Raw genomic sequence first — 22,385 nt, 5'->3', positions numbered from 1 at the left:
AACAAAACACCTACTTCAAACCACCCCCACCACCAACACCGCGCGAATAAACCACACGCAAAAACGGAACCTCAGCGCTGCGTCGGGCACGTGCACGTGCACGTGCACCGACAGCCGAGACTTTTGCAGGGTGTCTTGAGTACGGCTCAACTGTGAGACGGTACGCACACGGACTTTGATTGGGCTCTCAATCGCCGCCCAATACAGGATCCCCAACAACTGAAGCCCCGGCCTCCTTCTGCCGCCTGGCAATAGCAGGGTTAGCGGCCCGGCCGTGGCGCATGCGAGGCAAAAGCACCGGCCGGAAGAGTTCCCCTTCGTTGTTGCGGACGTGAGCCGCAAACATGGAGTGATCCGCTTAACGAGTAACGAGCAGAAAGCCCCTTAAACAGCTCCGTCCCGGGAGGAACCGAAGGTTCCCGCCGGGACGGAGCTGCCACCCGCCGTCGGACTTTATGAGCGGAGGAGGCATCCACCCAAGTTGTCCAGAGCCGTGTTGGCGGTGTGAAGACTAGCTGCTGATTGCGGACTTCATCTCGTCATGCGCCTTCTTGCCTGCTTCCTCAGTGGAGAGCCGTTCGAAGAGCACCTCGGAGGTGTATCGCTTGATGATTTCCTGGATCGCGCCCGCACCCTTCGGCGGCGGAGCCGGAGCCTCACCGAGCTCATCCTTGATCTGGTCGATGAACTTGACCACCTTGACGTCGGAGGGGGTCAGCTTGGGTTCGATGGCTGCCCGGACCTCGGAGTTGGGGTAGACGCCGCGGTCGGCCAGGAGTGCCTCGCCGGCCTTGACGTTGTTGGCCAGGAAGTTGATGAACTTGGCGGTTTCCTTCGGGTGCTTGGTGCGGGAAGAGGCCGACCAGAACTGCGATGCCTTGTACCAGAGCCCGGCGTCATCGGCGGAACCGGACTTGGTGGGGAACCTCAGGATCTTGAGGTCTCCACCCGATGCCTTTTCCAGTGCGGGAGCCTGGTTGGACCACCAGAAGGCCATGCCGTTCTTGCCGGTTGCGAGACCGCTCTGGTCCAGCGGTGCGGCCTCAGCCTCTACCACCTCGGACGCGGACGGAACTGCCTTCTTCTCGCTGAGCTCCTTCAGGAACGCCCACCACTCGGCGATGTCGCCCGGCTCGAAGCCCAGCTTGCCGTCAGAGGTGTAGAGGGATTTGCCGTTCTGGCGGAGCCATACGCCCAGCGACGCCTCATCGGTTCCATAAGCGGCCGCACCGTAGGTGCCCTTCGGGGACTTGGCTGTGATGTCAGCGGCGATCCGCTCGAAATCCTCCCAGGTCCACTTGGAATCGTCCGGCAGTGGGACACCGGCGGCTTCGAACACCTTGGGGTTGGCCAGGATGGTGGCTGCGTTGATGCCGGCCGCGATACCCGTCAGGCCATCTTCGCCCTTGCCGGCGTTGAGGGCGGCTTCGTCGAGCTTGGAAGTGTCGATCTCGTACTTGGAGAGGTCAAGAAGGGCGCCCCGGCTGGAGTACTCGGTGATGTACTTTTCGTCCATCTGGATGATGTCCGGTGCGTCATTGGCAGCAACCTGGGTAGCCAGTTTGTCCCAGTAGCCGCTCCAGTCGCCGAATTCCGGCTTGACCTTGATGTTGGGGTTCTCAGCCTCGAACTGCTTGATGGCTTCCTGGGTCAGCTGGGCCCGCTTGTCGCCGCCCCACCAGGAGAACCGCAGTTCAACGGGGCCGTCGGAACTTTGCTGGCCGGATCCCGCGCCGCAGGCACTCAGGCTCAAAGCCATGACGACGGCGGCCGCGGCTGCTGCAACGCCGGTCTTACGTAAGGGGCGGCGTACGCCCGTCGATGGTGTTGCTGCCGGCTGCTTGGTTGCAGCAGAGGCAGAGCGTGAAAAAAGCGGCACTGGTACTCCGATCTTCTTTGATCATGTTGCTGGGGATGCGATGGGGGAATGAACTCGTAAACAACTATGGGCGAAACACTGGAAAGCGTTTTCTGAATCTAATGCTACAAGTTAGTAACTTGTATCACAAGATGTTTTTCAAAACTCTTCCGGCGGCAGAAACGGCCCGTCGAATGACGGGCCGTTTCCAGCAGGGCCCGGCGCGGCGCCGTGAGGAAGCTGGCAGGACCAGCCGCAGCGCCTACTTGATGCCGGTGGTGGCGATGCCCTTGATGAGGAACCGCTGACCGAAGAGGAAGACCAGGAACACGGGCAGCAGGGACACGATGGACATGGCGAACAAGGATCCCCAGCTCGTGGCGGACTGGGAGTCCACAAAGGCCCGAAGGGCTACCGGAACGGTGAACATGTCGGGGTCCGTCAAGTAGATCAGGGCGCCGAAGAAGTCGTTCCAGGTCCAAATGAAGGTGAAGATGGTGGTGGTGGCAAGCGCCGGGACCATCAGCGGCAGGATGACCCGCAGGAAGATGCGAGGATGGCCTGCGCCGTCGATCCTGGCGGCCTCATCCAACTCCCGCGGGATACCGCGGATGAACTGGACCATCAGGAACACGAAGAACGCATCAGTGGCCAGCAGCTTGGGTACCAGCAGCGGCCAGAAGGTGTTCACCCAGCCGATCTGAGAAAACAGGATGTACTGCGGCACGATGACCACGTGGAACGGCAGCATGATGGTCAGCAGCATGATGCCGAAGAACAGCTTCTTGCCGGTGAACTGCAGCCGGGCGAAGGCGTAAGCGGCCATCGAGCAGGAGATCAGGTTGCCCAGGATGGACCCGATGACCACAATGGCCGAATTGAGCATGTAGTGGCCGAACGGGTGGGTAAGTGCTGACCAGCCCGAAGTGTAGTTGCCCATCTCCAGGCTGTTCAGCCACAGGCCGGGCTCGCGGAAGATCAGATCGTTGGGCCGCAGCGAGGACACCACCATCCACAGCAGCGGGTAGATCATCAGCCCGCCGGCAAGGATCAGGATCGCGTGCTTGATGAGGGCCTTGGTCCGCTGCGAGCGGCTGAAAGCCAAGGTGCCGCGGGACTCCCGGACTTTGGGCTTGCGGTGGTTCGTAGGCTTGCCGGCGCCTGACTTCTTGTCCGGGGCGGGCAGCGTCTCAAGCTTAGTCGTCATAGAAAACCCAATACTTAGAAGCGATGAAGTTGATGGCGGTGAAGACGCCGATGATCAGCAGCAGGACCCAGGCCATGGCGGACGCGTAGCCCATGTCGAACTGGCCGAATCCCTTTTGGTACAGGTACAGGGTGAAGAACATGGTGGAGTCCGAGGGCCCGCCGTTGCCGCCCGAGACGATGAACGCCTGGGTGAACGACTGGAAAGAACCGATGATCTGCAGCACAAGGTTGAAGAAGATGATGGGGCTCAGCATCGGCATGGTGATCTTCCAGAACTGCTGCAGAGTGGTGGCGCCGTCGACCTTTGCCGCCTCGTAGTACATGTTCGGGATCTGGCGCAGGCCGGCAAGGAAAATGATCATCGGGGCGCCGAAGGTCCAGACGTGCAGGAGGATGATCGAACCCAGCGCAGTGCTCGGATCCGAGATCCAGCCCGGACCCTGGATGCCGAACATGGCAAGGACCTGGTTGACAAGGCCCGTGGTGCCGAAGATCTGCTTCCACAGGATGGCCACGGCCACCGAACCACCCAGCAGTGAAGGGAGGTAGAACACCGAGCGGTAGAAAGGCAGGCCGCGCAGCCCCTTGTCCAGGACGAGGGCGATGAGCAGGGCCACGGCGAGCTGGAGCGGCACACCGATAAACACGTAGGTGAAGGTCACCCGCAGTGAGTTGTGCAGCCGGGCATCCGTGAGCATCCGCGTGAAGTTCTCCAGCCCCGTCCATTCGGGCGGCTGGAGCAGGTTGTAATCCGTGAAGGACAGGTAGAGGGACATCAGCATGGGGCCAATGGTGATGGCCACCAGGCCAACCAGCCACGGCAGCAGGAAGATGTAGGCGGCCTTGTTGTCCCGGCCGTTGGCCTTCTTCTCTTCGGCGGTGGCTTTGCCCTTGCGCCGGGAGAACGAGCTCAGTTCGCTAATGGCGCTCACTGCGTCAGCCCCGTTCCGAACTTCCCCGCTGCAGCCGGCATTCCTGCCGGGCGCGGTGCCCTGGGTATGTGCTTAGCGGCCATGTGGTCTCCTTTGGTCATCGTGGCCTCCACGTTTTGGTAACCGCAAGCGATATAAGACGCATCCCTCCCCGACCCGCTTCCTGCAGAAGCTGGCAACGGCTGGCGATCGTCCTATGCGCCACGTGCGGTGGTGCGTTTGAAAAAGCGGCTCCGTACCAAAGTAAACGGTTTCTTGACTCTTGTATAGCCCTTTGTTAGTTTTTGAGAAAACGCTTTCTGTAGCAGGCGTCACATCATCCGGAATCACTTACCGAGGGGCAGGACAATGCGGTTTGGTCTCACAAAGCTATCAATGGCAACAGTCGGCGCGACAGCAGCACTTGCGCTGACCCTCACCGGCTGCGGCAGCAGCACCGAAGCCGGAAAGGTAGGGACGGTTGAGGACCCCGTCACCATCCGCTTCGCCTGGTGGGGCAACGACTCCCGGGCCAAGACCACGCTTGAGGTCATCAAGGACTTCGAGGCCGCAAACCCCACCATCAAGGTGCAGGGTGAGAACACCGAATTCAGTTCCTACTGGGACAAGATGGCCACCCAGATCGCCGGCGGCACCACTCCGGATGTCTTCGCCATGAGCGGCGCGTACCCCAGCGAGTACGCCACCCGCGGCGTCCTGCTGGACCTGGACAAGGTCAAGGACCAGATCGATACCTCCAAGTTCGCCGAGGGAACCGTGGAGCTGGGCAAAATCGAGGACAAGCAGTACACCATCACGGCCGGTGTAAATGCCATGTCCATGGTGATCGACCCGAAAGTCTTCGAAGCCGCCGGGGTGGAACTGCCGGACGATGAAACCTGGACCTGGGACGACTACGCGGACATCGCCGCCGAAATCACGAAAAAATCCCCGGCCGGAACCTTCGGCACAACCCCGATGTCCAACGACTCGTTCCTGGCCGTCTGGGCACGGCAAAACGGTGAGGACCTCTACACCGATGACGGTAAGAAGCTGGGCATCAGCGAGGACACCGCCACCAAATGGTTCGAGCTGAACAAACGGCTCATGGAAACCGGCGGCGCCCCCTCAGCATCCCAGACGGTTGAGGATGGTTCCGCCCAGCCGGAGATGACCCTCATGGGCCAGGGCAAACAGGGCATGAAGATCTCCTGGAGCAACCAGATGAACTCCTACTCGGGCTCGCCCCTGGTGATGATGAAGCTGCCCGGCGAGAGCAAGCAGCCGGGATCATGGCTGCGGTCTTCCATGGAATACGCCATCTCCTCCAAGTCGGCGCACCCTAAGGAAGCGGCCCTGTTCATCAACTATCTGGTGAACAACGTTGACGCTGCCACCAAGATCAAGAGCGACCGGGGCATGCCCGCCAACACGGAACTCAAGGCCGCCATCACTCCCCTCCTGAAGGAATCCCAGCAGAAGGAAGCTAAGTACCTCGACCGCCTGGCCGAAATGAAGATCGAGCCGCCGCTGCCGTTCCCCGCCGGATCGTCCGCCACCATGGAGGTCCTCAACCGGTTCAACACGGATGTATTGTTCGGAAAGATCTCCCCGCGGGACGCCGCCAAGGGCTTTATCCAAGAGGTCAACTCGAACCTTGGCTAGTCCAGGGCTGAGGCCCACCGTGACAATATCCGCCCTTACAGAACCGTGCGAACAGGAGGCAGGCCAGTGAACCGCACTGCCGGACAGAACAGCGCTGCGCCGAGAGGTCAGACTGCGCTGGGAGGTGGGACCGGACTGAGCCTTGAGACAGGGCTGCCTCGTGATGCTGGTCTGCCTACCAATGCTGGGCGGGGTCCGGATGTTGAGTTGTCCCAGCCCGATGTTGAGTTGTCCCAGCAGGCCCACCCACCCCGGCCCAGCGCGATCGCCGGCTACGAGGACTGGCCTGCCTACGTCCAGAAACACCCTCGGCACCAGGCTGCCAGCGCGTCGGCCCAGGAACTCGCGGACGCCCTGGGCGTGCCCAGCTTGTCTGGCGTGCTGGGTGTTCCCACCGAGCCCAGCGTTCCCAGCGGCCCCGAAATGCCCGACGCACCCGCTGCACCGCCGTCGCCGGACCTGACCGTCCACTGGGAGGAAACGTACGACGGCGTCACCACCTCCCAGCTCAGCTGGCAGCTGGGCTTCGGTCCCCGCACCACTGGCTGGCTGATTCGCCCGGCCGGCGCTGCAGGTCCCCTGCCCGGAATCCTGGCGCTGCACTGTCACGGCGGCAACAAGTTTGGTGGCGCCGACCGGCTGGTGGAACTTCCGGAGTCCCATCCCTCCGCGGAAAAAGCGAGAACCGGACACTACGACGGCCACGCGCTCGCCACGGACATCGCACGGCGCGGCTTCGCGGTCCTGGCCCACGACACCTTCGCCTGGGGCAGCCGACGCTTCAACCTCGACGTCCCACCGTGGCGGACGGCCTCCGCACTTGAGGCGCGTCAGGCGCAATGGCGGGAGGACGGCGTAGCTGCCTCCGACGCAGACGTGTACAACGCCGCAGCCGGATTCCACGAGGACACCGTAGCCAAAACCGCGGGCCTGCTGGGCACCAGCCTGGCCGGCATGGTGGCCCACGACGACCTCGCAGCCCTGGAGATCCTCGCTGGACTGCCGGATGTGGACCAGGACAGGCTGGGCTGCATCGGTTTCTCCGGCGGCGGCGGCCGCTCCCTGACCCTCGCCGCACTGAGTCCCAGGATCCGGAGCTACGTGGTGACCTGCATGATGACCACGTTCCAGTCGCTGCTGCCCGCCCACCTTGACGCGCATTCCTGGCTGCTGCAGACTCCAGGCCTATGGCGCCTCGGTGACTGGCCGGAGCTGACCGCAAGGTCAGCTGCCAGCCGGCTGCTGGTGCAGTACGCACTGGCTGACGAACTCTTTCCCGAAGACGGCATGCGCCAGGCCCACACCATTCTCGAGTCGCTGCACCCACCGGGAACCTACACCGGAAGCTTCTGGCCCGGCGGCCACGTGTTCACCTCCGGAATGCAGGAGGAAGCACTCGACTTCCTCGCCGCGACCCTGCACCACCCATCATCCACTGCAGAATCCAGCATCAGCCGCCATTCCACCTCCAGTTAGCAATCCCCCCAGCTTCCAATCCACCTCCCGTTAGCCCTTCCTCGCCTTCCAAACCACCTTCAAATGGCTATCCCAGTCAGTCGCCCCCTTCAATTTCAAACTTTCCCTTCAGTTCACTCTTCCCCTTCTGTAACCAAGGACCTTCCTCATGACTCGACCATCCGCCACCGCGGAAAACAGCACCCACCCGGCTGGGGGCACTCCTCCCGCCCCTGCCGCCCATGCCGTTCCCCGCATAGCCCTGGTAGGCGTCCACGGCTTCGGTGAACGGCACCTGGCCAATCTGGCGCGACTCGAGGAAGCCGGCGCCGTCGAGCTTGTTGCCGTGGCGGACCCGAACCCGCCGGCGGAGGGCCGGCTGGCAGAGTCAGTAGCCGTTTTCGATGACCTGGCGCAGCTGCTGGCAGCAGACCCGGGGGTCGACGTCGTCATTCTTGCCACCCCCATCCAGACCCATGCTCCCTTGGCACTCGCCGCCCTGTCAGCGGGCAAGGACGTCTATGTGGAAAAGCCGCCGGTGGCCTCACTCGCCCAGTTCGAGGAGGTGCTGACGGCGGTCGAGGCCGCAGGCCGGCTGGTCCAGGTGGGCTTCCAAAGCCTGGGCTCCCACGCGCTGCCCGCCATCCGGACCCTCGTGGAAGCCGGCGGCATCGGTGATGTCCTCGGACTGAGCGCGCAGGGGCAGTGGGTGCGGAGCAAGGCCTACTTCAAGCGGTCACGCTGGGCCGGGAAGCGCAGCCTGGACGGCATCGACGTTGTGGATGGCGTGGCTACGAATGCCCTCGCACACGCGGTGGCCACGGCTCTCCACATGGCGGGAGCCCGGACCATTGGCGACGTGGAGTCGGTGGACACAGACCTGTACCGGGCACACGACACCGAGAGCGACGACACCTCCATCCTGCGCGTCCGCACCGCCGCCGGCACCACCCTGCTCTGCGGCCTGACACTGTGCGCACCCGAACAGCAAAACCCGTCCGTGACTGTGCACGGCACTTTGGGTGAGATCACCCTGTTCTACACCGAAGACGAGGTGCTTATCAGCACCGCCGACGGCGAGCGCCGTGAGACTTTCGGCCGGACCGACTTGCTGGAGAACCTGCTGGACGCGCGGTCCACCGGCGCCGCGCTGCTGTGTTCCCTGCCCCACACCGGCGCCTTCACCACCGTCCTGGAAGCCATCCGCACTGCACCTGCACCGCAGCAGATCGGTCCGGAGCACATCACCTGGGAAGGCGAGGGCGACGATGCCCATCCGGTAGTACATGGAATCGGGCCTTTGCTGGAGCGTGCCGCCAAAGCCCAGGCCACCTTCGCCGAACTGGGCGTCCCGTGGGCGGGAAAGCTGCCGCCGGCCCGCACCATGACGCTGGACGGGCAGGAGGTGGCGGAGTACCAGGATGGCAGCCGCATCCGCGCTGTGTCTTCCCCGCGGCCCTATCTGCACCCTGTCCGGACCCGTTCGGGGATCGTGGTCACGGACCACCAGCCGCTGGACCACGTCTGGCACGTCGGCGTCGGCGTGGCCTTGCAGGACGTGGACAGCATCAATTTCTGGGGCGGTCGTACTTACACCCGTGCGGCCGGCCAGTACATCTGGCGCCCGGACCACGGCACTATCACGGCAACCTCGGTTGAGGAGACGGCTGCCGCAGCAGGCGGTCAGGAGGGCCGGCTGCAGGAGACGCTGAGCTGGAACGGGCCCGACGGCGCCCCGGTCCTGGCCGAGGAACGCACCTGGACCTGGTCCGGCGTCAGCCCGTCCACCTGGCAGCTGTCCCTCGACTTCGCCCTCTCCCCCGCCGGCGACAAGCCAGTCAGCCTGGGCAGCCCGGGCTCCAATGGCCGGCACGAAGGCGGTTACGGCGGGTTTTTCTGGCGGTTGCCCGGGTGCGAAGGCGCCAGGGTGTGGACGCCGGAGGGCGAAGGCGAGTCGGGCGTGCACGGTTCAGTGACGCCCTGGCTCGCTTGGTCGGGAAAGTTCGGGACGGAACCTTTGGCGGCCGGACAGTCCGACGACGGCACGTCATTTGGCAGCGCCACGCTCGTTTTTGTGGCGGCGGCGGAATCCACGGACCCCTGGTTCGTCCGGGTGGACGGATACCCGGGCGTGGGCCAGTCGCTGGCGTGGGACACCCCGGTCATCGCTGAACCGGGCCATCCCGTCCAGCGCAGCATCACCGTATTTGTGGCCGACGGCATCCTGGACACAGCAGACATCGAAGCATTGATCAACCGGCAGGGGAACCGTTCATGAGCCAGACAACAGCTGACACCACAACGCTAGCGGGCAGAATTGCCCCCGCATCGGCAGAAGACCGCGCCATCAAACGCCGGCGGGTCCTGGACATCCTCGATGCGAAGGGCCGCGACTCCCTGCTGTTGACCACCAACACGGCGCTGACCTGGTACCTGGACGGCAGCCGGGTCCACATCAGCCTGGCCGGCGATCCCATCGCCGCCCTCCTCGTGGACCGCGACGGCGACCACCTCGTCACCTTCAACAACGAAGCCGGCCGGATCGCTGCCGAAGAACTGCCCGCCGGCGTCGCCCTGCATTCCGTGCCCTGGTACGGCAACCTGCACGAGGCGGCTGCCGCCGTCGGGACTGCCGTAGGGGGTCCAGGCGGAAGTGGCACTGCTGGAGCTGGCACGGCACCGCTGGCCGAAGCTGATGCGGCGGCTGAACTGCGCGCAGCCCGCCAGCAACTCCTCCCCGCGGAGAGCGCGCGCTACGCCGAGCTCAGCGCCGAGGTGGCCGTGATCATGACGGATGTGCTCGCGGCGGCCCGGCCGGAAACCACCGAGTTTGAGTTGGTGTCCGCCCTCGCCGCCCGCGTTGTTGCCGCCGGCGCAGAGCCGCTGGTCCTGTTGTGCAACGGCAGCAGCCGCAGCGGGTTCCGGCACCCGCTGGCCACGCACTCGCCCCTCGGCCGCCGTGCCATGGCTGTGGTGTGTGCCCGCAGGGACGGCCTGGTCGCGAACATCACCCGTTGGGTAAGGTTCGACGGCGGCGCACCGGAAGAGCGGGACGCCGAGGCACGTATTGCAGCGGTTGAGGCCGACATTTTCGACGCCACCGTCCCCGGTGCCCGGCTGGACAGGATCTTTGCCGAGATCAAGGCAGCGTACGCCCGGCACGGCTTCGGTCCGGACCAATGGGAACAGCACCACCAGGGCGGCCCCGCGGGCTATGCAGGCCGGGATCCCCGCGTCACCGCATCCGCAACGGACACTGTTGTCCTGAACCAGGCTTTCACCTGGAACCCGTCCGGACCCGGCGTCAAGATCGAAGACACAGTCCAGCTCACCGCCTCAGGCCTGCAGGTCCTTACTGTCGATCCGCGCTGGCCCGTGACAACGGTGAACGGCCTCCAGCGGCCGGCGATTCTCCAGCTCTAATCAAACGCTCTCTCACTTAATGCGCTAAAACGCGAAACGCTCTCTCAGTCGTAGCCGGAGTACCGGCAAACGCCTGAGAGAGCGTTTCGTCCAGCCCGACATCGACTGATGGAGCGTTGGATTTTTTGCCACATCAAGTGATAGAGCGTTGGGTTTATTGCCACATCAAGTGATAGAGCGTTGGATTTATAGCCACATCAAGTGAGCGAGCGTTGCTAGGGAAGGATGAGGTCGCCGTCCACGCGGCGCGGGATGCCCAGCGGGTTGCTGTCCACCAGCGCCGGGTGCAGGACCGACGCCGGTGCGTCCTGGTAGGCGACCGGACGCTGGAACCGACGGACCGCCGTCGCGCCCACCGAGGTGAAGAGCGAGGTGGTGGCCGGGTAGGGGCCGCCGTGCTGCTGCGCCCAGTTGACGGCCACGCCGGTGGGCCAGCCGTCGAAGAGCACGCGGCCTGCGAGTTCAGACAAATGCTCCACAAGCGCGGAAACGTCCTCCCCCGGCTGGGCGTGCACTGTGGCGGTGAGACTGCCCGGAACCTTGGCGAGCACCGCCGACAGTTCCGCCCGGTCCGTGTATTCGATCAGCATGGTGGTGGGGCCGAAGCACTCTTCCAGCAGCTGCCCGGGGTTTTCCAGAACCTTCGCGGCGGTAGTGGAGAAGACCACCGGGGCTGCACCGTTGGCCACGGCGTCCTGGTCCACGGTGCCGCTGACAACCTCAACACCCTGCACCGATGCAAAGCTGCGCAGGCCGTCCGGGTAGGCCTCGGCTATACGGCTGGTGAGCATCCCCAGCGCCGGCTTGCCCTTGCTGGCCTCCGCCACCTGTGCGGCGAAATCCGTTCCGGCCGGGATGAAGACCAGCCCCGGCTTGGTGCAGAACTGCCCGGCGCCCAGGGTGAAAGAGCCAGCGAGCCCTTCGGCCAGCGTGGCGGAGCGTTCTGCCAGCGCTGCCTCTGTGACCACCACCGGATTCAGGCTGCCCAGTTCGCCGTAGAACGGGATGGGCTCGGGACGGGATGTTGCGAGGTCAAAAAGGGCGCGGCCGCCGGGGATGGAGCCGGTGAAGCCCACGGCTTTGATGGCCGGATCCTGGGCCAGGGCTGTTCCCACCTCGCGGCCGGATACCAAGGCGAAGATTCCTTCCGGCGCTCCGGCATTACGCAGTGCCTCAGCCACAATTTCAGCGGTCCGTTCCGAGAGGCGCAGGTGGCCGGAGTGGGCCTTGACGATCACGGAACAGCCCACGGCCAGCGCCGAGGCGGTGTCGCCGCCGGCTACAGAGAACGCGAACGGGAAGTTCGACGCCGAAAATACCGCCACCGGCCCAATGGGCCGGAGGATACGGCGAAGGTCGGGCGTGGGTGGAGTGGCGTCCGGGTTGGCGTGGTCGATTACTGCTTCGAGGTAGGAGCCCTCAGTAATCACGCGGGCGAACAGGCGCAGCTGGCCGGTGGTCCTGGCCACTTCACCGGTGAGGCGGGTGGTGCCCAGGCTGGTCTCGGAATCGGCGATCTCCACCAGTTCGGCGGCGTTCGCGTCCAAAGCATCAGCCACGGCGGTGAGCCAGCCGGCCCGCTGGGCATCGGAGGCAGCCGCCGAGATTTTGGCAGCGTACGTGGCCGCGGCCGTCAGCTCGGACAGTGAGAGGGTTGCAGTTGTCACGTCAGGTACCTGTTCTGTAGTTGTACGTTCTTCAGTGCGGCAGGTCGCAAATTTACGGTGCATCCCGGAAGCGGAAGCCGAGCCCCGGCTGGTCCCCGAGCGTCACCCGGCTGTTGCTGAACCGGACCGGCGACGGGCCGGCCAGGATCCCCAGCTGTTCAAAGGATGCCTCCTCCACGTCCTCCACCAGGGTGGGCTCCGCGAGCGTCAGCGCCAGCTGCCCGGACAGCTCCGGGAGCAGGTGCGGCATCACCTTGATGCTGTTGGTCCTGGCCAGCTCAACAATGCGCCGGAACGGGGTGATTCCTCCCACCCGAATGATGTTGGGCTGGATGATGTCCACCGCTTCCGCCTCAATAAAATCCCGGAAGCGGTAGATGGTGTGGAGGTTTTCACCCAGGGCGATCGGCACCGGCGAGTGCTTGCGGAGCCTCCGGTAGGCCCACAGGTCGTCCGCCCGGATGGGTTCCTCCAGCCACTCGAGCCCGAACTCGGACAGGACATCGAGGGCCCGGAGCGTGGTGGGCAGGTCCCAGCGCTGGTTCGCATCGATCATCAGCTTCCGGCCCGGACCCAGGACGGAGCGAACGGCGGCTACGCGTTCGGCATCCTCGTGGATGTCCGGCTTGCCCACCTTGATCTTCACGGCATGGTGGCCCGCGGCGACCCACCGTTCGGTCTGGGCCACCAACTCGTCGAGGCTGTAGTGCAGGTTTACCCCGGAGCCGTAGACCTCGGCGGACTCCTGCCGCTGGCCAAGGAATCCGGTAACGGAGGTGCCGGCGCGGGTAGCCTGCAGGTCCCACAGGGCCAGGTCGACGCCTGCCATCGCAATAGTGGTCAGTCCCCCGCCGCCGGCCTCGTGCAGCCGTTTCCACAGCGCGTCCCAGACCACCTCGGGGTTGGCGGGCAACCCGGCGATGAAAGGGGCGACGTCGTGGTCCAGCAGTGCCTTAACTGCCTGGGGTCCAATGGTGGGCGTCCAGGAAAAGCCATGCCCCGCGCCGCCGTCGTCCGTGTGGACCTGCGTGACGATGACGTGGTTCTCCGGCGCCTCCACGCCCCAGCTGCGGCGCAGCGGAACGGTGATGAGCCGGGTGGTCAGGCCCGCGATGCGCGGTACCGTGCGGACCGCTTCGGCGGCCAGGACACTCATCAGCGGCCGGCCAGCTCGTAGCCCTTGGCGAGGATGGCCTTCAGTTGCACGAGCTGCTCTTCGGTGGGGTCAACCAGCGGCGGGCGTACGGACCCGACAGGCAGGCCAGCCAAGCGCAGGCCTGCCTTAATGAGGGAAACACCGAAGCCCGGGGTCTGGTCGCGCAGGCGGACCAGCGGAGCGTAGAAGCCTTCCAGCAGTGCGTTGCGCCGCTCTTCGTCACCGGCGATGTAGGCGTCGTAGTAGGCCTTGGCGATTTCCGGGGCCATGGCGAACGCGGCGGAGGAGTACAGCGGGATGCCAAGGCCGCGGTAGGCGCCCTGGGTCAGTTCGGCAGTCAGGAGGCCGTTGAAAAAGGCGAAGTCGTCGCGCCCCGTCGCGCGGACCGCGGACACGATTTCCTGCGCCAGGCCCACGTCACCGAGGCCGTCCTTGAAGCCGATGACCTTGGGGTTGGCGGCCAGCCGCGCCATCGAGGCCGCGGTGAACTTGGCGTTGCCGCGGTGGTAGACGATCACCGGGAGGCTGCTGGCATGGGCCACCGCCTCGATGTAGGCCACGAGCCCATCGGTGGGCCCGGTGACCAGGTATGGCGGCAGCACCAGGAGGGCGTCAGCCCCGGCTTCTTCGGCAGCGCGGGCGGCAGCAATGGCGTGGCCGAGAGGTCCGCCGGCTCCGGCAACCACCGGCACCTTTCCGGCAACAACCTCGACGGCGGCCGTCACCACGGTGCGGACCTCCTCGATGCTGAGGGCATGGAACTCACCGGTGCCGCAGGCGGGGAAAACGCCTCCCGGCCCGAAAGGAAGGCGCGAGCTGATGTGCTCCTTGAGCAGTTCCACGTCCACGACGCCTTCGGCCGTGAAGGGGGTGACGGGAAAGAACAGTACGCCGTCGAATTTCATGGTGTCTCCTTGGCTCCGCTGCCGGCGGTGACCAGCGCGGAGTTCTCGTCGTTGAGGGTGGGGTGGGACTTAAGTTCTGTGCGCCAGCTGCGCGTGGGCTGCCAGCCCAGGAGTTCCTGCGCCTTGGCGATGGAAAAGGCCGGGCTGGTGCCGGTCAGGCCGGCGCTGAGTGCTTCGCTTCCGGGCAGGAACCTGGGCATCAGTTCAGCCAGGGGTGCCGTGGCCAGGGCGTCAGCGGCCCCCACGAAGAAGGTTTCCCCGTTGGGGATGGACGGCATCTTCGCCAGCAGCAGGTCCAGGAAGTCCGCCACGTCGCGGGCATCCACGTAGTTGAACAGCGCAGGTGCGGACAGGGCGGGATCGGCCAGCCGTTCGGCGAGGGTGTGGCCCTGCTGGGTTGGCGCGCCCTCCCATTCCTCCGGGGAGATCACGAAGCAGGGCCGGAAGGCCGCGTAGCGGATCTTCTCTCCCTGTGCTGCGGCGAACGCCTGGACGGTCTGCTCGGCGATGAGCTTGGACAGCGCGTACGCGTTCCACGGCTTCGGCGGCGTCCGCTCGTCCAGCGGGAACGACGGCGGCAGCCAGCCCGCCGGTGAGCCATAGCCCAGCACCGTGGGGCTGCTGGCCGTCACGATCTTCGGGACGCCCACTTCCGTCGCTGCGCTGACCACGGCGAAGGCGAGCCGGGTGTTCGTGGCGAAAATGACGTCCTCTGGCGCGCTGAACGGTACGGCGATGGCCGCGAGGTGGACGACAGCGTCGGGCGTGGTTTCGCGGAGGAGGCGCAGAGCCTCGCCCGGGGCCAGGAGGTCTGCGGTTTCCTGCACCACCCCGGCCGGCAGCTGGTCAGCCGGAACGGCATCCCGGTCCACCGAAATCACGTGGTGGCCCTTTTCGGCGAGCCCGGCCACAACGCTGCGGCCCAGGCGGCCCGAGCCGCCAGTGACAAAAATCCTGCTCATGTTATTCCTTCGGGTCCGGTGCTGCGGTTACTTGCCGCGGCGGAGGTCGACGCCGAGATCCAGGTCCTCGATGCGTACGGGCAGGGAGGTTTCCAGGGAGCGGTTGCCGGCAATACCCACGGAGACCGAGCGGAGCCCGTCCAGGTAGCCGGACGGACGGCCCAGCGGGTCCTCGCCCGGGCCGTTGAAGAGGTCGGAGAGCAGGAGCTCGTCGCCGCCGCCGTGGCCGCCTTCGCCGTTGACGATCGGCACCTCGTAGGCTGCCTCCCAGTGGCGCTGGACCACCAGGCGTTCGCCGTTGCGGCGGATGGCGTCTTCTTCCTCGATGGGCGTTGCGCTGGGGTCAACCACGGTCTTTTTGTCCGTGCTGCTGGTGACCGCGGCGCGTTCCACAACCTCAAGCTCGGCCCGGCCTTCGGTGCCGTTGACGGCAACACGGTAGCCCTCCCACGGGCTGTGGGCGTTCAGGGAGTAGCTCAGGCGCGGCCCGCCCTGGTACTCCACCACCAGCGCGAGGTTGTCCTCGATGGTGATGCCGCCGGTGAAGACGTCCTGGTCGCGTCGGTAGCCGTCATAGTGCTCGTTGTCCAGGAAGAGGGCCTTGAGCCGCTCGTCCTCGCGCAGGTCCAGGGTAAAGGGATCCTTCTCCGCCGTCGCCGGGGCATCGGCGTCGGGAGTGCCGCGCTCCGGGCGGGGGCCCAGGCCGCGCTCGGCGGCGTTCTTGTCGCCGTAGAACTTGAGTCCACCGGAGGCGAAGACACGCTCGGGGACGTCGTCGATCCACCAGTTAACCAGGTCGAAGTGGTGCGAGGCCTTGTGGATGAGCAGGCCCCCGGAGTTCTTCTTCTCGCGGTGCCAGCGGCGGAAGTAGTCAGCGCCGTGAACCGTGTCCAAGACCCAGCTGAAGTCGATGGAGGTGACCTTGCCGATCACGCCGCTCTGGATGATTTCCTTGAGCGCACTGTTGCGCGGCGAGTAGCGGTAGTTGAAGGTAACCACCACGTTGCGGCCGGTCTCGTGCACGGCCTGGGTGATCCGGCGGCAGCCCTCGGCGTCGATGGTGAGGGGCTTTTCGACGACGACGTCCGCTCCGGCGCGGAGGCCCTCCACGATGTAGTCGGCATGGGTGTAGTCAGGCGTGGTGACGATGACGCGGTCGATGTTGTTGGCCTGGATGAAGGCGGTGAGGTCTGCTGGATCAAAGGAGGCGACGGGTCCCGGCGCACCGAGTTCCTGGATGAGCTGCTGGTAGAACTCCACCCGGCCCGGGTTCACGTCCGAGAATGCGACGAGTTCAGCGGTGTCGGCGTGCTTGCCGAAGATGGCCCGGATGTACATCTCGGAGCGTCCGCCGGTGCCGATCAGCGCGATGCGGGCCTTCCCGGCATGTCCGGCTGCAGCGTCCAGGGCTGTGCTGGTGTCAGCGGCTGTTGCCGCTCCGGCAGCAGTACTGGACTCGGCTGTGTTGACCATAAGGGTGCCTTTCGGAAGGTATTACCTGGCCGCGCCGGCGGCCTCTGACATTCAATCTGTGGCGCTCTGCTGCACCCGTCCAAGAAAGCGTTTTCTCAGATCACTAATAGATTTGTACCAACCGGAAGCGGTATCCGTCAACCATTATCAGCACTGAGAGAAAGCGTTTTCTAATCCTGTGGCCATCCCCGCTGGACTGGAGAGCCAAAAACTTGTGGGAAAACTTGGGAAAAGGTTAGAAATCGCTTTCCCGTTGCGTTATATGCTGGCAGTAGTCCGTCGGGCAAAGGCGGCAGGACCCTGCCACGGCAGGAGAACTACCATGGCAGCAGCACGCGCAGGGCTTCAGGCCCGCAGCGCCTAGGAAGGGACCACAATGGTCAGGAGATCGGCAACCGGCAGGATTGGCATCGCGGATGTTGCCGTGAAGGCTGGGGTTTCCCATGCCACCGTGTCCCGGGTCATGAACGGGAATTTCACCGTGGACCCGGACATCGCCGCCCGCGTCCGCGCTGCCGCTGCAGAACTGAAATACCAGCCCAACCCGGTGGGCCGCAGTCTGGCACTGGGCAAGACCGACACCATCGGGATTGTGGTCCCGGACCTCGCGAACCCTACGTTCCAGGCAATCCTGCGCGGGCTGAGCCGGGCCGCCGCGCAGGATGGCTACCGCGTACTCATCGCCGACTCCTTCGAGGTGTCCAGCGAAGAAGCCATCCTCGCCGGCGAGGCCCGCCGGCGCTGCGACGGCCTGGTGTTGTGTGCGCCCCGCATGACGGACGCCGAGCTGGAGGAGATCGCGCCCTCCCTGAACCCCCTGGTGCTGATCAACCGGACCACGGCGGCGCCGGATGTTCCCAGCCTGGTGGTGGACTACGGACAGGGCGTGCAGGACCTCGCCGAACACCTCGTGGACCTCGGACACACACGCCTGGCATTCCTTGCCGGGCCGCCGCGCAGCGCCTCCAACGGCATGCGGCTCAAGGGCCTGGAGGCGTTTATGGCTGCCCATCCGCAGGTGGATGTCCGGATGCTTGAAGGCGGTTCTGACTTCGACACCGGACACGGTGCCGTGGACGCCGTGCTGGAAAGCGGCGCTACCGGGATCCTTGCCTTCAACGACTTGGTAGCCATGGGCCTGATGAGCGGGCTGCATGAGCGCGGGCTCGATGTTCCGGGCGATATCTCCGTCACCGGCTTCGACGACATTCCGTTCGCCAAATACACCACCCCGGCCCTCACTACGGCAGCCGTTCCCATCACCGAGCTGGGTGAGCAGGCCTGGCACCAACTCCGCGCGCTGATCCGCAAAGAGCACAACGACGCTCCAGGCAGCCGGTACCAGCCGCGGCTCCAGGTCAGGGCCAGCAGCGGGCCGGCCAAGGCGCCGCGCTCAACGGTGCACGGCTGACAGCCTGCTCCAAACCCCTGAAGTTTTGAGGCAGATATGCCGACTTGAACGGCATCCGAGTCTGCATATCTGCCTAAAAACCCGATGGTCAGGGACGGGCCGGTACCGTACCTCCGGAGGCCACCCCCGCCTCCTTGTAGTAGCCCTCGATATGGGCGGCAACAAGCTTCCCCGCCCGTTCGCCGTCGTCACTCCGAACGGCGGCCAGGATGTTGTGGTGTTCCGCCCGAAGCCGGCCTGCCGTAGTGTCCCAGTCCGGCAGATTGGCCGTGAGCCGGGACGCGTAGCCGGTGATGGATTCGCGCAGGGAGCCCATCATCGCGCTGACCACGGCGTTGCCGGCAGCGTCCGCAAGGGCCAGGTGGAAACGGACATCCAGGGCCAGGAACTCATCCACGCCTACCGCGTCGCCATCCATCTCCTCCAGGAGCCTGGCGGCCAGCGCCAGCTGCGGCGAATCCGCTCTGGCATGGGACACAGCCCAGGACTCGAGCAGCACGCGCGTTTCCACGATGTCCGCCACGGGCAGGTGCTGCGTGGCCACATGCAGCCGCAGGGCCGAGCCGAGTGCCGCTGTCGGATCCGAGATGACAACTGTCCCGGCGTCGGGGCCTGACCCAACTCCGGCCCGCACCACGCCCATCGCCTCAAGGATCCTGATGGCCTCGCGGACCGAGGTGCGTGACACCCGCAGCTGCTCAGCGAGGGAACGCTCTGCGGGCAGCCGTCCGCCCACTGCCAGGCGCCCCTCGGAAAGCTCGGTCTCAATCCAGTTGAGGACAAGTTGGTGGGTCTTCATGGAGCAATAGTAGTTGATGTGGTTGGACCACATGCCTTAGAGTGTGGTTAGACCACAGCCGGTCCGTGCACCAAGGACCCAGCCCACGGCCCAACGGAGGACGCCATGACCCACACCATCCAGCCCAACAACCCGGAAACCGCGCCTGCACCGGACGCGACCGACATTCCGGCCGCGCCTGCGCCTGCCGGGATCCCCGCCGGCAGGCCGGCCCCCGCAGCCTCCGCCGTGCCTGCTGCGTTGAAGCGCCGCATTCCCAAATACTCCGACCTTGCACCCCTGATGCAGTTCAAGAAGCCAGAGTTCAGCAAGGAAGCACGCCTCAAGCGGGCCAGCACCATCTGGGAACTGCGGGACATCGCCAAGCGCCGCACCCCGCAGGCCCCCTTTGACTACACCGACGGCGCTGCCGAAGAGGAAATCACCCTGGGCCGCGCCCGCCAGGCTTTCCTCGACATCGAATTCCGCCCCGGCATCCTGCGTAACGTCTCCAGCATCGACCTCAGCACAGAGATCCTCGGCAAGCCCTCCCGCCTTCCCGTGGGCATCGCACCTACCGGTTTCACCCGGATGATGCAGTCCGAAGGCGAATACGCCGGATCCCAGGCAGCCGAGGCAGCCGGCATCCCCTACACCCTCTCCACCATGGGCACGGCCTCCATCGAGGACGTTGCCGCCGCCGCACCCAACGGGCACAACTGGTTCCAGCTCTACCTGTGGACGGACCGCGACCGGTCGCTGGAACTGATCGAACGCGCCGCCAGGGCGGGCAACGACACCCTGATGGTCACCGTGGACACCGCAGTGGCCGGCGCCCGCCTCCGCGACGTCCGCAACGGTATGACCATCCCGCCGGCGCTGACGGTAAAGACCGTGCTGGATGCGTCCTACCGCCCCGCCTGGTGGTTCAACTTCCTCACCCACGAGCCGCTGACGTTCGCCTCGCTCTCCCGTTACACCGGCACTGTGGCGGACCTCATCAACTCCATGTTCGATCCCACCCTCACCTTCGAGGACCTGGACTGGCTGCGCGAAACCTGGAAGGGCAAGCTGGTGGTCAAGGGCATCCAGACCGTGGAGGACGCCCGCCGCGTGGTGGACCACGGTGCCGACGGTGTGGTCCTGTCCAACCACGGCGGCCGCCAGCTGGACCGTGCGCCCATCCCGTTCCACCTGCTCCCCGAGGTCAAGCAGGCGTTCACAGCGGACAACACCGATGCTGCGATCATGCTGGACACCGGCATCATGAGCGGCGCGGACATCGTGGCCGCCCTGGCCCTGGGCGCCGATTTCACGCTGATCGGCCGCGCCTACCTGTACGGCCTGATGGCCGGTGGCCGCGCGGGTGTGGACCGCACCCTCCAGATCCTCGAGAAGGACATGGCACGCACCATGGCGCTGCTTGGCGTCAGCAGGATCTCCGAGCTCACCCCGGACCACGTGCGCCTGCTCAACAAGTAGGTCACACCCCAACTGACGGGGCTACTTCTTCCGGCCGAACTTGGGGAGGTTGGGGAGGTTCGCCAGGAGGTCGGCGGCCTTGGTGGCCGCCCGGCCCACTGTGCGGCCGATCTGCTGCGGGACGCTGTCGTCGCTGAGGGCGGCAGCCGTTCCGCCCGGAATAACGACGGCGGGACTCAGGTCGGCGCCGTCGGGCGCCAGGACACCGGCGGAGACAGCGTCCGCTGCCACGGCGTCGGCCGTGGCGTGTTCCTTCTCCGGTGCTTCCCGCCGCGGGGCTGGTCCACCGGCTCCTGCCGGGACGACGGGAGCCTCTTCCTCCGGATCTGCAACGCGCGCAGGGGCGGCAGGTGACTTCGCTGCGGGAGCTGCCGAGCCGACGTCGAACGTTTCAAGCCAGCTGGCAATCCCCTCCAGCGGCTCGCGGTTCAGCGCGTAATAACGCTTCTGGCCCTGGGCCCGCATGCTGACCAGCTGTGCTTCACGCAGGACCTTCAGGTGCTTGGAAATGGTGGGCTGGCTAGCTGCCAGTTCCTCCACGAGCTCCCCCACGGCCTTGTCCCCGGAACGAAGGGACGCCAGGATGTCCCGCCGGGTCGATTCCGCTATGACGGCAAATACGTCGTCTGTCACCATGCCTCCCACCCTAGCGACATATACGCCGAAAGGCATCAACTATTTCGCCGGGCCAAGCCATTGGGAAGCGGGCCGGCGGGAGCGGGATTTCAGTCGAACCAGGGGTCCAGTCCGTGCAGCGGAAAGACTGCTTTGCGGGTAGCCATGACGGTCCGGTCCACGGCGTCGTTGGGGTCGAATCCCACTTCCCAGGACCGCCACCACAGTTCCACGTCATCGCCCATGAGGCCCGGCGCCGAAACGCCGAACTTCTCCTCAACGTACGTCCGCCAGTCCTCCGGGACCGCGGTCCGGAGCGGCACCGGCCTGCCTGCGACGATGGCAATCAGGTGGCTCCATGCCCTGGGAACCACGTGCAGCACGTTGTATCCGCCGCCGCCGGTGGCAATCCAGCGGTTGTCACAGTAACGGGCCGCAAGGTTCCCGACGGCGGTGGCCGCCTCCCGCTGCCCGTCCACACTGAGGTTGAGGTGCGTGAGCGGATCCGTCCGGTGCGAGTCACAGCCATGCTGGCTGACGATGACCTCCGGCTGGAACGCTGCCACAAGCTGTGGGACCACCGCGTGGAAGGCGCGCAGCCAGCCGGCGTCGCCGGTTCCGGAGGGCAGCGCGATATTGACGGCAGTTCCTTCCGCTTCCGGTCCGCCAATCTCGTTGGCGAATCCGGTGCCCGGGAACAAGGTGAGCCCGCTTTCGTGCAGGGACACCGTGAGCACCCGCGGGTCATTCCAGAAAATGCTCTCCGTTCCGTCCCCGTGATGGGCATCGACGTCGAGGTAGGCGACCTTCCTGACCCCGCCGTCGAGCAGCCTCCGCACGGCGAGGGCCGCATCGTTGTAGATGCAGAATCCGCTGGCCCGGTCGCGGGAAGCATGGTGCATGCCGCCGCCGAAATTGACCGCATGCAGTGCTGAGCCGTCCAGGATCTTTGACGCAGCCAGCAGGGAGCCGCCGGCCAGCCTGGCCGCCGCCTCATGCATGCCGGCGAAAGAAGGATCGTCCTCGGTGCCCAGGCCCCGCGACTCATCAATTGCGGAGGGGTCATCACTGACCCTGCGGACGGCTGCTACAAACTCGGCCGAGTGCACGGACTCGAGCTCGGCGTCAGTGGCGACATAGGGGGCTTCCACGGCCACATGGTCCAGGTCGAACAGCCCCAGGCTGCGGGCCAGGCGGGCGGTAAGGTCCATCCGCTCCGGCGCCATGGGGTGGCCCGGCCCGAAATTGTAGGCGGTCATGTCAGGGCCCCACGCCACCGTCGTTGGCGGCGCGGGCTGGCTGAGACCCGGCAGATATGTCATCAATCACAGGCTACCCGAGCGTGCAGCCTATCCCGCCCGGCCATTACGCGGGCATAAGTGGTTTACTACTGAGGGAAGCAGAACCAACCGAGG

The 22,385-nt window shown here is 65.5% G+C and carries 17 protein-coding genes; 6 read left to right on the top strand and 11 right to left on the bottom strand.

What is annotated here, in order from left to right; genetic code table 11:
- Nucleotides 1-511: 511 nt before the first annotated feature.
- The 3 genes from QRN11_RS00385 to QRN11_RS00375 form a co-directional block, all read right to left on the bottom strand.
- On the bottom strand, nt 512-1,879 hold the full coding sequence (locus QRN11_RS00385; RefSeq protein WP_285249419.1) for an ABC transporter substrate-binding protein: 1,368 nt from the start codon (nt 1,877-1,879) through the stop codon (nt 512-514).
- A 241-nt stretch (nt 1,880-2,120) separates the two neighbouring features.
- Nucleotides 2,121-3,065 (bottom strand): carbohydrate ABC transporter permease, encoded by a 945-nt coding sequence (locus QRN11_RS00380; protein WP_091424687.1) that lies wholly within the window; start codon nt 3,063-3,065, stop codon nt 2,121-2,123.
- Nucleotides 3,055-3,999, bottom strand: a complete 945-nt coding sequence (locus QRN11_RS00375; protein WP_159828263.1) for a carbohydrate ABC transporter permease — start codon at nt 3,997-3,999, stop codon at nt 3,055-3,057. Before QRN11_RS00375 ends, QRN11_RS00380 begins: the two co-directional genes overlap by 11 nt.
- A 375-nt stretch (nt 4,000-4,374) precedes the next feature.
- On the opposite strand from QRN11_RS00375, the gene QRN11_RS00370 reads away from it, so the two are divergent.
- From QRN11_RS00370 to QRN11_RS00355, 4 genes are all read left to right on the top strand, one after another.
- The gene (locus tag QRN11_RS00370) at nt 4,375-5,643 is read left to right on the top strand and encodes an ABC transporter substrate-binding protein (protein WP_285249418.1); all 1,269 of its coding nucleotides are present in this window, start codon (nt 4,375-4,377) and stop codon (nt 5,641-5,643) included.
- Nucleotides 5,644-5,850: 207 nt separating this feature from the next.
- Nucleotides 5,851-7,119: an acetylxylan esterase gene (locus QRN11_RS00365; RefSeq protein WP_285249417.1), complete on the top strand. Its 1,269-nt coding sequence runs from the start codon at nt 5,851-5,853 to the stop codon at nt 7,117-7,119.
- Between the two features lie 148 nt (nt 7,120-7,267).
- Nucleotides 7,268-9,376, top strand: a complete 2,109-nt coding sequence (locus tag QRN11_RS00360) for a DUF6807 family protein (RefSeq protein ID WP_285249416.1) — start codon at nt 7,268-7,270, stop codon at nt 9,374-9,376.
- Nucleotides 9,373-10,521: a M24 family metallopeptidase gene (locus QRN11_RS00355; protein WP_285249415.1), complete on the top strand. Its 1,149-nt coding sequence runs from the start codon at nt 9,373-9,375 to the stop codon at nt 10,519-10,521. The genes QRN11_RS00360 and QRN11_RS00355 overlap by 4 nt, the downstream gene beginning before the upstream one ends.
- A gap of 215 nt (nt 10,522-10,736) precedes the next feature.
- Here QRN11_RS00355 and QRN11_RS00350 read toward each other — a convergent pair whose 3' ends face one another.
- The 5 genes from QRN11_RS00350 to QRN11_RS00330 are packed head-to-tail and all read right to left on the bottom strand — an operon-like array spanning nt 10,737 to nt 16,684.
- Nucleotides 10,737-12,251 (bottom strand): aldehyde dehydrogenase (NADP(+)), encoded by a 1,515-nt coding sequence (locus QRN11_RS00350; RefSeq protein ID WP_285249414.1) that lies wholly within the window; start codon nt 12,249-12,251, stop codon nt 10,737-10,739.
- Nucleotides 12,241-13,344 carry a mandelate racemase/muconate lactonizing enzyme family protein gene (locus QRN11_RS00345; protein WP_285249413.1) on the bottom strand — a complete coding sequence of 368 codons (1,104 nt, stop codon included), beginning with the start codon at nt 13,342-13,344 and terminating at the stop codon, nt 12,241-12,243. Before QRN11_RS00345 ends, QRN11_RS00350 begins: the two co-directional genes overlap by 11 nt.
- Nucleotides 13,344-14,249, bottom strand: a complete 906-nt coding sequence (locus QRN11_RS00340) for a 5-dehydro-4-deoxyglucarate dehydratase (RefSeq protein ID WP_285249412.1) — start codon at nt 14,247-14,249, stop codon at nt 13,344-13,346. Before QRN11_RS00340 ends, QRN11_RS00345 begins: the two co-directional genes overlap by 1 nt.
- Nucleotides 14,246-15,211: an NAD-dependent epimerase/dehydratase family protein gene (locus QRN11_RS00335; protein WP_285249411.1), complete on the bottom strand. Its 966-nt coding sequence runs from the start codon at nt 15,209-15,211 to the stop codon at nt 14,246-14,248. Before QRN11_RS00335 ends, QRN11_RS00340 begins: the two co-directional genes overlap by 4 nt.
- 27 nt (nt 15,212-15,238) lie before the next feature.
- Nucleotides 15,239-16,684, bottom strand: coding sequence for a Gfo/Idh/MocA family oxidoreductase (locus tag QRN11_RS00330; protein ID WP_285249410.1), 1,446 nt, complete (start codon nt 16,682-16,684; stop codon nt 15,239-15,241).
- Nucleotides 16,685-17,060: 376 nt separating this feature from the next.
- Between QRN11_RS00330 and QRN11_RS00325 the strand changes: the two genes are divergently transcribed.
- Nucleotides 17,061-18,095 carry a LacI family DNA-binding transcriptional regulator gene (locus QRN11_RS00325; RefSeq protein WP_091422525.1) on the top strand — a complete coding sequence of 345 codons (1,035 nt, stop codon included), beginning with the start codon at nt 17,061-17,063 and terminating at the stop codon, nt 18,093-18,095.
- Between the two features lie 88 nt (nt 18,096-18,183).
- Here QRN11_RS00325 and QRN11_RS00320 read toward each other — a convergent pair whose 3' ends face one another.
- Nucleotides 18,184-18,894 carry a FadR/GntR family transcriptional regulator gene (locus tag QRN11_RS00320; protein WP_285249409.1) on the bottom strand — a complete coding sequence of 237 codons (711 nt, stop codon included), beginning with the start codon at nt 18,892-18,894 and terminating at the stop codon, nt 18,184-18,186.
- A gap of 105 nt (nt 18,895-18,999) precedes the next feature.
- Here QRN11_RS00320 and QRN11_RS00315 point away from each other — a divergent pair, with 105 nt between their 5' ends.
- A complete protein-coding gene (locus QRN11_RS00315) occupies nt 19,000-20,355 on the top strand; it encodes an alpha-hydroxy acid oxidase (protein WP_285249408.1) in 1,356 nt (451 codons plus the stop codon).
- A 21-nt stretch (nt 20,356-20,376) separates the two neighbouring features.
- Here QRN11_RS00315 and QRN11_RS00310 read toward each other — a convergent pair whose 3' ends face one another.
- Together QRN11_RS00310 and QRN11_RS00305 are read right to left on the bottom strand one after the other, a co-directional pair.
- Nucleotides 20,377-20,991: an ArsR/SmtB family transcription factor gene (locus QRN11_RS00310; RefSeq protein WP_091422531.1), complete on the bottom strand. Its 615-nt coding sequence runs from the start codon at nt 20,989-20,991 to the stop codon at nt 20,377-20,379.
- A gap of 89 nt (nt 20,992-21,080) precedes the next feature.
- The gene (locus QRN11_RS00305; RefSeq protein WP_285249407.1) at nt 21,081-22,292 is read right to left on the bottom strand and encodes an acetoin utilization protein AcuC; all 1,212 of its coding nucleotides are present in this window, start codon (nt 22,290-22,292) and stop codon (nt 21,081-21,083) included.
- Between the last annotated feature and the right edge of the window lie 93 nt (nt 22,293-22,385).

Source organism: Pseudarthrobacter sp. fls2-241-R2A-168 (genome assembly GCF_030209335.1).
Lineage (GTDB): Bacteria > Actinomycetota > Actinomycetes > Actinomycetales > Micrococcaceae > Arthrobacter.
This window is presented reverse-complemented; position numbering and strand designations above follow the sequence as displayed.